The sequence below is a fragment of the Paenibacillus sp. Y412MC10 genome (assembly GCF_000024685.1).
Classification (GTDB): domain Bacteria; phylum Bacillota; class Bacilli; order Paenibacillales; family Paenibacillaceae; genus Paenibacillus_AQ; species Paenibacillus_AQ lautus_A.
The window spans coordinates 335,816-347,965 of record NC_013406.1 but is presented as its reverse complement, the minus strand read 5'-3'; the positions used below and the strand labels follow the sequence as shown (position 1 = coordinate 347,965).

Genomic DNA, 12,150 nt, shown 5'->3' with positions numbered 1-12,150 from the left:
CGAAAACCACATCCTGATGCGGATGTGGTTTTTTTGTCTAGATACTATCGCTTGCAGAATGCAGAGGTTTCGCTAATGCCCTCTCCTTCCGCTTACAAGTTCGGAATCTGCCAATCCACTTCCTGAAGCCCCATACTGCGTAGAAATTCGTTAGCGCGAGAAAACGGCTTGCTGCCAAAAAAGCCTCGATGCGCAGACAACGGACTCGGATGCGGCGAACGAATCAGTTTATGCTGCCGGTTCGTAATGAGCTCCGCCTTCTTCTGGGCGTGGCTTCCCCATAACAGGAACACGACAGGTTCATTTTTCCGGTTGATCGTCTCAATAACCTTATCCGTAAAGCTTTCCCATCCCCTGTTTTTATGAGAATTCGCTTCATGGGCCCTTACGGTGAGCACCGTATTTAGAAGCAGTACCCCCTGCTTCGCCCATGTTATCAGATGGCCGTTATTGGGAATGAAGCAGCCCAGATCATCCTGAAGCTCTTTGTACATATTTTGCAAGGAAGGAGGCGTGCTGACGCCCTCTTTGACAGAGAAGCTTAGGCCGTGGGCCTGACCCGGTCCATGATAAGGATCCTGGCCCAAAATGACCACCTTGGTGTCGGCCAGCGGCGTATAGTGCAGCGCGTTAAAAATATCGTATTTATCGGGAAAAATGGTCTTCGTCCGATATTCCTCAATAAGAAATTCCCGCAGCTGTACGTAGTATGGCTTCGTAAACTCCTGATCTAAATATGTCGCCCAGTCATTCTTCAATATCGCCATTTCGGGTTCTTTCCTCCTGCCATGGTCAAAAGATATAACTAGATTATATCATACGGATTATTTCCGGTATTTTCCTGACACCTAACCCTCACGAAGACGCAAAAAAGCGACCGATTACGGGCCGCTTTTTCACCATTGATTCTCCTAATCAAGTCATGATGACCGGCTCAATCTTGCCGTTGCCGATCCGCATCCGATCGATGCATAACTGGCGATGTCCCGGCTCGGTGTCTCCAATGATCCGGCGGTGGTATACGATAAGCCATTCATCTTTCTCCTGCAAATGCAAGTAGCCATGGTGGCCGGGTCCTTCGGCAATCGGCTCCTGACGCTCCAGAATCGTGCCTTCATTCTTGAATGGACCGAGCGGACTGTCGCTTACGCCATAGGCTACGCGATAGGTTCCATTCGTCCATCCGCCCATGGACCACATCAGATAATAAAGTCCGTCCTTCTTAATCATACAAGGACCTTCCACGTATCCCTCCGGCGTAATGGAACGGAAAATTTCATTGCTGTCGTCTGCCAATGGAACGAATCCCGTCATCTCTTCGTTCATCCGCGCAACGTTGCAATGCCCCCATCCGCCATAATACAGATAGATCGTTCCATCTTCGTCCTTGAATAGATGCGCATCGATCGGCTGTGCCTGATGAATGAACTTATCCACGAGCGGCTTCCCCAAGTAGCCTCTGTACGGCCCCTCCGGACGGTCCGCAACGGCAATCTCCAAGCCGCCGGTTTCCTCGTCCGATTGGATATCGTTCGATGCAAACACGAGATAATATTTCCCTTGATGCTCGATATGGGTCGGTGCCCAAACCGCCCTCCAGATCCATGGGAAATCCGCCATTTCGATAATGCCTTCGTGTTTCTCCCAATGGATCAGATCGTCGGAACTGAATGCGTCCAAATTCATTTGCATCGTATATTCCGTGAAGGATCGCGTCGCATAAATCCAGTGCTTCCCCTCATACGTTCTGGCTTCGGGATCTGCATACCAGCCGGGTATGATCGGATTGTTGATGTTCAATGGTAGACACTCCTTTCCTGTGCTGGGCATGTCGAGTTCGAGCGAGAGGGCATCGCCCCCGACCAATGGCGCTCGATTGAGCGATAGCCTCGTTCTACCATTGCTTCTACAACGGATAGCCAATCTCCTCCCGCGTGAAATCCTTGTAACTCGTTGAACTACCCTCGGAATCGTTCTCAATATCCCCGGGAATATTCCGGGCTTTCTTTGAGATGGACGATATCGTGGCCGGTTGGATTTTGGAAGGCACGGAGCCCGAAGGTCGGCGCAACGGCAAAGATATGGTCAAAGATATCCGCTTGAATCGATTCATACACACCCCAGTTGGTATCATTGCTGAACGCATAGATTTCCAAGGGCAGTCCGTTATCTCCCGGCGCTAACTGCCTGACAATCAGCGTCATATCCTTATGGATTTTCGGATGATTCCGCAGGTATTGATGGATATACTCCCTGAATACGCCCACATTCGTAAGCTGTCTGCCGTTCACGTTGCTTTCCGTATTGATCTGATGCTCGATGTTGTATGCGTTAATTTCGTGTAATCGAGTCGTGACATAATCGGTAAGGTAGTGTATCTTCTGAAATTCCTCAATCATTTCCTTGGTGCAAAAGCAGATGCTGCTCGTATCGACATAGAAGCTTCGCTTAATTCTTCGGCCGCCGGATACCTGCATGCCTCTCCAGTTCTTGAACGAGTCCGAGATGAGGGCATAGCTGGGAATCATCGTGATCGTTTTATCGAAATTCATCACTTTTACCGTATTCAACGTAATGTCGATGACGTCGCCGTCCGCATTGTATTTCGGCATTTCAATCCAATCGCCGACACGCACCATATCATTGGATGATAATTGAACGCCTGCCACCAAGCCCAGTATGGAGTCCTTGAACACCAGCATCAGAACAGCCGATAGAGCACCAAGCCCGCTGAGAATGATCAAAGGATTCTGCCCGATGAGGTTCGAGATCACCACAATGCCGCCGATGATGAACAAAACGATTTTCACCACCTGAATGTATCCCTTAATCGGCCTGATTTTGGAAACTTCAAATGAACGATAAATGTCATCAAAAGCATTAAGCAGCGCATTCAACACCGTGATGGTGACGATAATCATGTACGTCATGGCCGCTTTTTCAATCAGAATTTGGTACGCCGGAAAGATGGACGCCGAAAAATAAATAATGATTGCCGGCACAAGATGCGACAGCTTGTGGAACACTTTTTTCTCCACGATGATATTGTCCCATGTGTACCGATTGTTGTTGACGATATGAATAATCGTCTTCAGCACGATTTTTTTGGTAATAAAATTGGCCAGTATGGAGACCACCGCGATAAAAACGACCATGATCATATTCGAGAGATATCCAATGGTTTGTTCGCTCATGCCATATCCGTCTAGTTGATTTTTGATAAAGTCCATTGTTTCCTCCTGACGCAGTTTAAGATTAGCCTATTATTATAGAGGAGATTCTAGTACTGCGCAAAGTTCAAGATAAGACATCGCTGGGTTGATTTGGAAGATGCTTGGTGTAAGACGGTCTGTTTGAAAAACAAAAAAAGAGCACCGAAAGGGTGCTCTCTTAGTCTGATTCGATCAGATCTATTTCATTTCCTTCCCGTTACGGCTGATCAACCCCCGCAGGCGCTTCATGACAGACTGAATTTCGGTATCGGTCAACAAATAATACGTATTCACAGTCCAGGTCTTTCTGTTTTTCAAATGAAAAATCAGCACAGGGAATTTCGGAAGCAGCCACTTCCGAATGGATGGGCCGCTATAGCTGACACTTGTAATCTCCGTCCAGGCCATGGTCCGCGTTCCATCTGAAATGGAATTTTGATCGTATATCAACAGCTGCGTGTCTGATTTCAGCGCCTTTGGAAAGCTGACAAACAGATAACCTCCAAAAAACGGAATCCCTATTATGGCTGATGTGATACAAAAAAACTTACGAATAAAGGAAGTATCCATAAAAAAGGCCGCGTACAGCAGAAACAGGCAGGCCAGCACAAACAGTAAACTGCCAAGCGCTTTGCCCCATGCCACGGATTTTCGATAAGATATCGCGTTCATGATTTAGCGCCTTTCAAAAATTATTTGAACAGTCCTTTAATCCAGCTAACTCCACTTTCGACTGCTTTAGCTGTGCCTGGTGATACCTCTATTGTATCAAAGAGCCGTTTCTTTTACTCTCAATATATCATGATGAAGCTCTATCTTGTTTACTTCTCTAAACTAGCATTCTCATGCCCCATCACTTGTGATTAAAAGCACAAAGGTAATGAAAATTCATTGAACAAAGAAAGATAATTCCACTTCTTCGAAAAGTCTTTCTCCAACTTACCTCTGTATTCTAGGTATTTCCTGCACGCTGTCTAATCCGAACTGGCTACCCTCCTAACATAATCACGGCCGCTTTTATATCGGTATGAGAGAGGCGAGGGATCTTAACCCTGTCCGAAGACGACACCATATAAGCCACAGTTTTAATGTCGGCAAAATGAATGAGCGCGTCACGATTTCTGCATAGACTTCGGTCGGTCAAAACAACAATTCTAAGCCTTTACTTAAGTGCCTCTTTTTTTCAATTGACGATGTCTGTATTTAGCTATAAAGATACGCCAGCTAAGCTTCATAAGATTTGGAACAGCGTGTGCGTTTTCTTTGAGAAAGGACAATGCAGAACGGTTTCCTCGCTTCGTATTGCATTCGCTGCATGAAGCGATCAGGTTGTGCGGAAGATCCGAGCCCCCTTTGCTTGAGGGGATCATATGGTCCACTGTCGTGGCGTGTCGTCCGCACCACAAACAAGTGTGATGATCTCGTTTCAGTGCAGCTTTGCGATAGTCCCGAAATAAGAACGGATTATAAAGCAACTGGATCGTCTGCTCATCAACCCAGACAGCTCGCGATCGCTCAACTTCCCGCCAAGCCCGATGGGGCAAACATGGTGTCAGTTGTTGACCATCCATATTAAGTACCGTTATCAATGGTTCCTCTCCATCATGACTATGATTCATCGGTTTCACTCCATCTGTACGACATGCTCTAGCCTATAGTATTAATATAAAACAAAAACACCATCCTCATGCGGATGATGTTCATCATGGTGAAGGCGAGGGGAGTCGAACCCCTGCCCGAAGATAACGACAACACACAAGCTTCTACGGGCTTAGTCAAGTTTTGATGTCACCTGGATTACATTGTTTCGCAACTCTAGCCGACATCGTATGTGATACCGAAGCATCCCGTAACCAGCACTATTCGATGGGATTATTTTTTATATTCGGCTTCAAGATCCCTTAAATCCTCGTCGGAGATCTCTTGGTAAGCCCCGTCTTGTTGGGGAAAAGCCAAGCTTGCGATGATGTTTGCCTTGAACGTCGATCCTCCATTCCCGTTCTCTCGTTCTGGCGAAATCCCGACCAGAACCAATCCGGTCGAATATCCCTCCTGCTTCCGCACGAGGGTTACCCATGAGGCTTCAATTTCGGCGAGATCAGCTGAAGGTTCCCCGCAAAGGGGACTCCAGTAAACACGCTCTCCCGCTTTCCTTGAGGTTCCCGCCTTGCCTATGCTTTCAAGCCTGCCCTCGATTTCCACGCATAAGTAGTCGGTATCGCCTGATAGGTCATACGCTATTTCATCGCTGCCCTTCAGTTCAAACGGGATGCCCGGGGTGACGCTGATGGCCGGTGACCATCCTTCATTCCAAGGTATGGCTATCATTTCTTCCGCAGATACGCTTACAACCTCTGGTTGCACCTCTTCTTCCGTCTTCGATTCGCACCCGGAGCCAAGCAGAATGAATCCCAGGCCTGCACAGAAGAACAGTAGTTTAAGCCCACCGACTTTGATTATGTTGGACATCTACTTGTACCTCCTGTGTAAGAGTAAGGATGAAATTAACTAAAGAATTTATTCCTAGAGTTCTTGTTAGCAAGTGTCTGCTAAGGATGAGTTGCCCTTTTTTCACTCAATCCCAAGGAAGACGAACAAAGCCCCCTAATAATCTAGAGGACTTATTTTCCATTAATAGGTGAAAGTTGGTTAGAAAATATTATAATATCCATTACTTAATCTTTCAATGTGCTGAACTCCAAAAAATAACAGTGCGGATTGGAGAATCAAAATCAAGAGTAGCAACAACCTGCTTCTTCTAGCCCGCGTCTCTTCACACAATCGCCCCTTGGGCGTGCAGTATCTCCCTGAGCTGCGATGCATCGACTTCCGCCGCGGTAATTCCCGCCTTGCAGGCCAGGGCCGCCGCCGTGCCCGCCGCTTCTCCCGTAGCCATGCAGCTTGGCGTCAAGCGCGTGGTCGCCAGTGCTTCATGCGTGGTGGAAATGCAGCGCCCTGCCGCGAGCAGATTTACTGGCCCTCGGGCCACCAGGCAGCGGTAAGGAATGCTGTAGGAACCGTCATTCTCGATGGTAGCCTCCATGATCCCTTTGCCTGACGGATCATGCAAGTCAACCGGATAACCGCTCCGCGCAATGCCGTCTTCAAAATGTCGTCCCGTCACCACGTCCTCCATCGTTAACCGATACAGACCGTCGATTCGGCGCGACTCCCTAATTCCGATCTGGGGGGCAACCGAGGAAATGGAGGCCTCGGCAAATCCGGGCACCCGCGATTTCAAAAATTCCGCCATCATCAGCACCTGCTTGCGCCCTTCCTCCTCCGCCAAAGTCAGTTCCTCGACATCGGTCGCGCTTAAGCCTTGTACCCGCGTACAGTTAATCAGCACCTCATCCTTCTCCGGTCCGATAAACAACAGAACCTGATCGCGGTTGATCGGGACCTCGGCAGCTTTCCACTCCTTATAAAAGCCGGAAACCCCCGTGAGCGGAATAAGCTCCTTCTCTAGCTCGGCAAACGGCGTTTTGTGATAAAAGTTGTCGGGATCAGCAATCATCGCCTTCCGAATCGCCTCCACGTCAACGCCCCGCATCCGGAATTTCATCGTCATCGGCTGCGACAGCCCGTCGCTTTCGCGCCCCTGAAGCGTCGGCGCTCCCGCCAGATAAGCGACGTCCGCATCCCCGGACGCATCGACGAACATCTTCCCATCCACCTTGATTCGCCCCGATTTTCCAGTAAGGGTCACGGACTGGATGTATTCGCCTTCACGTCCCACTTCGTCAACGAAGCTGTGCGAGACGAGTTTCACCCCCGCTGCGCGCAGCATATCGACGGCAAGCACCTTATATATCTCTGGGTGGTACGGCGTCAGCGTATGCACGAAACCGACGGTATCGCGAAGATGGCCGGGCGAGCCCCCGCGCTCCATCAGGCGCTCCACAATCTCCTGTGCAATGCCGCCGATGACCCGTTCCCCTTGCTGTGTATGAAACGTCATCCAAGGATAAACTCCGGCAGCCGTAGACATCCCGCCGACAAACCCGTACCGTTCAATCAAGATGACGCTTGCCCCCTGCCTGCCGGCGGCAATGGCGGCGGCAATGCCCGCCGGCCCCGCACCTATAACTACCACGTCCGCCTCCATGATCCGTGTCCTGCTGTCCATCTCTTGTTACTCCTCCTTTTAAGCGTGATTTACCCTATTCCTTGAGACCCGTCATGGATACCCCTTCGACAAACTGCTTCTGCGCAAAGAAAAACACAATGAGCAGTGGTAATGTCGCCATAACCGAAGCGCTCATCAGCAAATGCCACGATGTTCCCGATTCGTCGGTAAACAGCGATAATCCCAGCGGCAAGGTCATCAGCTTACGGTCATTAATAAAGATCAGCGGATCAAAAAAATCGTTCCAGCTCGTCAAAAACGTGAAAATGATCAGTGTGGCGATCGCAGGTTTTGCTAACGGCAACATGATTGTGGAATAAATCCGCAGCCGCGAGCAGCCGTCGATCATCGCTGCCTCCTCCAGTTCCTTCGGAATCCCCAGAAAAAATTGCCGCATCACAAACACCCCGAACACGCCGCCCGCGCCGAATATAGGCAAAATAATCAGCGGTAAATGCGTATTGATCCAACCCAGCTCACGCATAAACAGAAACATCGGAATGGCAATAACCTCATTCGGTATCATCATCGTGCTCAGCAGCATCAGAAACACCAGGCTTCTCCCCCAAAAAGGAATTCGTGCGAAAGAATACCCCGCCATGGAAGAGAAAAGCACGGTGCCCACGGTAACCAGAAGGGCGATATAGACGCTGTTGCCATAAAATAGATGGAACGGGATCGTCTCCAGCACTTCCGCATAGTTCGCCCATCGTATCGGCGACGGAATCAGCTGCGGCGGAAAAACAAACACATCAGCCGGCTGTTTGAGCGAAGTAGAGACCATCCACACGAACGGGGTCATCATGACCACCGAAACGGCAAGCAGCAGCAGATAATGGAACAGGTTCCCGCCTGCCGGGTTGCCCCTTTTAGCAAATAGACTAGCTTTCATTCAGAACCCACCTTTTTCTCATCTGCCATTGTGCCAGCGTAAGCAGCAGGGTGATGACAAACAGCACATAAGCCAGCGCAGAAGCATATCCGAACTCGAACAGCTTAAAGGCTCGTTCCCAAATGTTGTAGACGAGCACCTTCGTGCTTCCAGAAGGCCCTCCTTGTGTCATCACGTAAATTTGTCCGAACACCTTCAGCGAACCAATAATGGTCATCATCAGGGTCAAAAAAATCGTCGGCGTGATCATGGGTACGGTAATTCGGAAAAAAATCCGCATTCTCCCTGCGCCATCGATCCTGGCCGCCTCGTAGAGCTGCGCCGGAACCTGCTGCAGCGCCGCAATGAACAACACCATATTCAAACCGACATTTTTCAGGAGACTGGTCACGATAACAACGGGCATGGCAAGCCGGGTATCGTACAGCCAGGCCGGACCGGTAATGCCGATCATACGCAGCAGCTGGTTAATGAACCCGGAATCCGTGGCAAACATATACTTCCAGACAATCGACCAGACCACCAGCGAGGTCATAACCGGAATAAAGATCAATGTCCGGAAAAAGCCGGCTCCGCGAATATTTTTTGATAAGGGGATTGCAAGCAGCAATGCCAAAATAATGTTCAGCGGAACAAGTCCGGCGGCAAAATAAAGCGTATTGCCCAGCACGCGCCAAAATTCTGCGTCCCCCGCAATCGTGCGGTAATTCTCGAATCCGATGAGCTTGGCTTCACCCAGCAGCGGCCAATCCGTAAAACTCATATAAAGCGCCATTATGAGCGGGACAAGCAGCAGTAGAACGAACCCCAGCACCATCGGCAGCACGAACAGCCAGCCCGCCAAATGGTCTCCCCGGTTTAAAGACCTGGTCTTCCTTGCCTTCCTTCGGAATGGACGGCCGGGCCCTTCAGATTTTATCGTTTCAAGTGTGGTCATGTCGCTTTCCTCCTTGTGGGGCACCTCTACAGACGATCGATTGCATTCCGTAAAGCGGCAACCTCCCTAAGGATGCCTTCCGCTTCATTGCCCGTGACCACCGCTCCGACCAACAGCACCTTGACGCCGCTATCGGCCAAGGCCGGGATATCCTCCGGGCCGATTTTACGCTGCGTTGGCACAATGACCGGCAAACCGCCGTGTGCCGCCAGCCAGCGGTAATGAAGCAGATCGGCAAGGGTAAGCCTGGTACCATATTCATGGCCGGGAACGATGGAAGCCTCAAGCGCGCTGATGCCGAAGGTCCGGCCTCCTTCCACGAGGCCCCGGTCGAACTCGCTATCGATCGCAAACGTTCTTGCCAGTCCCGGGGCCTGCAGCAGAGAAGCAGGATGATGAAAGGCATAAATCGAGTAGAAATCGACTCCGAGCTCAGGGAGCCGGTTGATTTCCTCCGCGTTTACCTCTTCCACCGAGCCTCCTGGCACAATTCCAAGGGGGCCGTTAAAGCGGGAGCGAATGTCCTTGAAAATGTCGGCATAGCTGTCCAGCGTGCCGAAGCGATTGCCGCTGGCCCGGTGCCCTACGTTGATATGGACTTTCAAACCGTCGGCGCCCGAAGCCAAGGCTGCCTCTGCAAGCTTGATGTCATTGGCCGGGAGGCTGACGAACAGCTGCAGCCCCGGCGCTTCGTTTAATGCTTTATCCAAACGATTCATGCCCGTTCCTCCTAACGTAACTGCCTCTATTTGCTCAGCAGAGCATCCACCTTGCTTTTTACCTCATCCTGAATTTTCTGCGGTTCGCCCCGCCCGGCAAATAACTCGTCAAAGCCCGTCAAAATTTCCGTGTCGATGTTTTGCCAGCGGATATGTCCCGGCTGCACGACCGCTTTAGGCATTTCGTCGATGACCGCCTGCTTGATGTGCCCGGCATCCGGATTGCCCTCCACGCTCAGAAACTCATCCGAGTTCAACACCGATTGGCGCGGCGGCACAAAGAAGGCCGACGTTTTCTGCACACCCTCTTTGCCGGCAAGGAATTTCAGCAGTTCCTTGGCTTCCTCCGGATGTTTTCCCTCTTTAAATAGCACGTAACCCGCCTGACCCATCATCGGAACGCTGCCTTTCGAGCCCGATGGCATTGGCGCAATGCTCCATTTGAAATTTTGGATCTCCCTGGCTTTGGATACAAAGCTATAGTTGTCGAAAATCATGCCGATTTGCCCGGATTCAAAATTAACCTGCTCTCCCGCCTTCGGGTGCGAGCCTTCCGTAAACATCATGCGCTTCAGCATGTCCAAGGTTTCAACCCCGTATTGATCATTCCATGTGTATTCCGTCATCTCTGGATTAAAAGGTCCGCTCCCGTTTGACCAAGAATACGAAGCGAGAATAATCCATGTCTTCCAATCGCGGAAGAAGTTAGCCCCGTAAACGTTCGGTGAAGCAGCGCTCGTCTTGATCGTTTTTGCGGCTTCTTCGAACGTTTCCCACGTCCATTCTCCTTTTTCCGCAAGCTCGTTCGGCGTACTTAAACCCGCTTGCTTGAACAAATCTTCGTTGTAGAACACCACGCTGGGCGGAGTGGAAAACGGCAGTCCATATAGCTTGTCGTCCTGGCGAAACAGTTCAAGCGTCGAAGGTATAATGTCATCGATGTCAAAAGCATCATCCTGAACGATATCGGTGACATCGGCCAGAATGTCGTTGGCCATAAATTGCGGTACCATCCGCTCTGATACCCAGGCAATGTCGGGCAGCTCCTGGCCTGCCGCCAGTACGGACATTTTTTGCTGATAGTCCGCAAACGGGATCGTGTCAATTTGCACCTCAATATTCGGATGCTCCTGTGTGAAGGCGTCGGTCAGCCCTTTGTACAGCTCAAGCTGCGCCGGATTTCCCCATGTCGCGAATTTGAGCAGTACCTTCTCGCCACTGGCTTCGCCTGGCGTATGATTCGGCTGTTCTTTCCCGGCGCAGCCCATGAGCCCCACACCAAGTGTTAATGCCAATAAACCGGTCAACCATTTTTTCATATACCGCTTCCCCCTCTGCATTGTTCAAGTTAAGGTTGTGATGAGGTTAATTATATTTACATATGGTCATATAAAAAATCACTAAACGTTCAGAAAAGGTACGATTTTTTTAGGTTATTTCCGTTTTAGTCCATAAAAAAGAACTACATAACATAATTTGTTATGTAGTATTACACACTGTATAACTCCCGATAGGTTCCCGGCGTCATTCCGGTATGCTGTTTAAATACCAGCATAAAATGCTTCGGACTTTGATATCCCGATAAACGGGCGATGTCGTAAACCTTCAGGTTCGTCGTCTCCAGCAGCTTGCAGGCACGCCGGATGCGCGTTTCGGCGATATAATCGGACAAATTGCCGCCCCCTTCCTGCTTAAAGAGCTGGCTTAGATAGGAAGGATTTAAATGCACCATCTCCGCTAACGTCTGCAGACGCAAATCACCATCGGGGTTTTCAGCGATATGCGCCTTCAGCTTCCGGATCATCCTGCGCCCCTCGCTGGATGGCGGCCCCCCGTCCGCCTCGCTATGAGGCTCAGTCCCACCCGCATATCGATTTGAAGAATTCAAGGTTAGCCGAATCTTGTCCAATGCAACCGTAAAATCCTTACGGTCTATGGGCTTCAGCAGGTAATCGGCGATCCCGAATTGCAGCGCTTTTTTGGCATATACAAAATCTCCATAACCGCTGATAATGACAATCGGCATCTCATGGCCCGCGATCCGCAGCTTTTCCACCATCTGAAGCCCGTCCATCTCCCGCATTCGAATATCCGTAATGAGCACATCCACCACATTGCGTTCCAGATAAGTCAGCGCTTCCTTGCCGTGAGCGGCTTCGTATACGACCTCAAAATCAGGAGCCACACGGCCGATCAAATCGCGGATGCCTTTACGGATAATGTCCTCGTCCTCCACCAACATGAGCTTGATCATGGATGAC

12 protein-coding genes are annotated in these 12,150 nt (G+C 50.2%); all 12 read right to left on the bottom strand.

The annotated features are described in order from the left end of the window. Positions 1–92 precede the first annotated feature (92 nt). The 12 genes from GYMC10_RS01595 to GYMC10_RS01545 all read right to left on the bottom strand — a co-directional run bounded on the left by GYMC10_RS01595 (position 93) and on the right by GYMC10_RS01545 (position 12,143). Positions 93–767: a uracil-DNA glycosylase gene (locus GYMC10_RS01595; RefSeq protein WP_012818528.1), complete on the bottom strand. Its 675-nt coding sequence runs from the start codon at positions 765–767 to the stop codon at positions 93–95. A 148-nt stretch (positions 768–915) separates the two neighbouring features. Further along, positions 916–1,800 carry a glycoside hydrolase family 43 protein gene (locus GYMC10_RS01590; protein ID WP_012818527.1) on the bottom strand — a complete coding sequence of 295 codons (885 nt, stop codon included), beginning with the start codon at positions 1,798–1,800 and terminating at the stop codon, positions 916–918. Between the two features lie 176 nt (positions 1,801–1,976). Continuing rightward, entirely contained in the window at positions 1,977–3,230 is a 1,254-nt protein-coding gene (locus GYMC10_RS01585; RefSeq protein WP_012818526.1) for a mechanosensitive ion channel family protein, read from the bottom strand. A gap of 180 nt (positions 3,231–3,410) precedes the next feature. Continuing rightward, positions 3,411–3,884: a DUF5381 family protein gene (locus tag GYMC10_RS01580; RefSeq protein ID WP_012818525.1), complete on the bottom strand. Its 474-nt coding sequence runs from the start codon at positions 3,882–3,884 to the stop codon at positions 3,411–3,413. Positions 3,885–4,378: 494 nt separating this feature from the next. Next, positions 4,379–4,783 carry an HNH endonuclease gene (locus GYMC10_RS31700; RefSeq protein ID WP_261979730.1) on the bottom strand — a complete coding sequence of 135 codons (405 nt, stop codon included), beginning with the start codon at positions 4,781–4,783 and terminating at the stop codon, positions 4,379–4,381. A gap of 301 nt (positions 4,784–5,084) precedes the next feature. Next, positions 5,085–5,681, bottom strand: a complete 597-nt coding sequence (locus GYMC10_RS01575; RefSeq protein ID WP_012818523.1) for a hypothetical protein — start codon at positions 5,679–5,681, stop codon at positions 5,085–5,087. A gap of 304 nt (positions 5,682–5,985) precedes the next feature. Next, entirely contained in the window at positions 5,986–7,341 is a 1,356-nt protein-coding gene (locus GYMC10_RS01570; RefSeq protein ID WP_012818522.1) for an FAD-dependent oxidoreductase, read from the bottom strand. Between the two features lie 34 nt (positions 7,342–7,375). Then, positions 7,376–8,233 (bottom strand): carbohydrate ABC transporter permease, encoded by an 858-nt coding sequence (locus tag GYMC10_RS01565; RefSeq protein ID WP_012818521.1) that lies wholly within the window; start codon positions 8,231–8,233, stop codon positions 7,376–7,378. Next, entirely contained in the window at positions 8,223–9,170 is a 948-nt protein-coding gene (locus GYMC10_RS01560; RefSeq protein WP_012818520.1) for a carbohydrate ABC transporter permease, read from the bottom strand. Before GYMC10_RS01560 ends, GYMC10_RS01565 begins: the two co-directional genes overlap by 11 nt. A gap of 26 nt (positions 9,171–9,196) precedes the next feature. Beyond that, positions 9,197–9,889 carry a hypothetical protein gene (locus tag GYMC10_RS01555; RefSeq protein ID WP_012818519.1) on the bottom strand — a complete coding sequence of 231 codons (693 nt, stop codon included), beginning with the start codon at positions 9,887–9,889 and terminating at the stop codon, positions 9,197–9,199. A gap of 26 nt (positions 9,890–9,915) precedes the next feature. Next, a complete protein-coding gene (locus GYMC10_RS01550) occupies positions 9,916–11,208 on the bottom strand; it encodes an ABC transporter substrate-binding protein (protein WP_012818518.1) in 1,293 nt (430 codons plus the stop codon). 170 nt (positions 11,209–11,378) lie between these two features. Further along, a complete protein-coding gene (locus GYMC10_RS01545) occupies positions 11,379–12,143 on the bottom strand; it encodes a response regulator (protein WP_012818517.1) in 765 nt (254 codons plus the stop codon). Positions 12,144–12,150 lie beyond the last annotated feature (7 nt).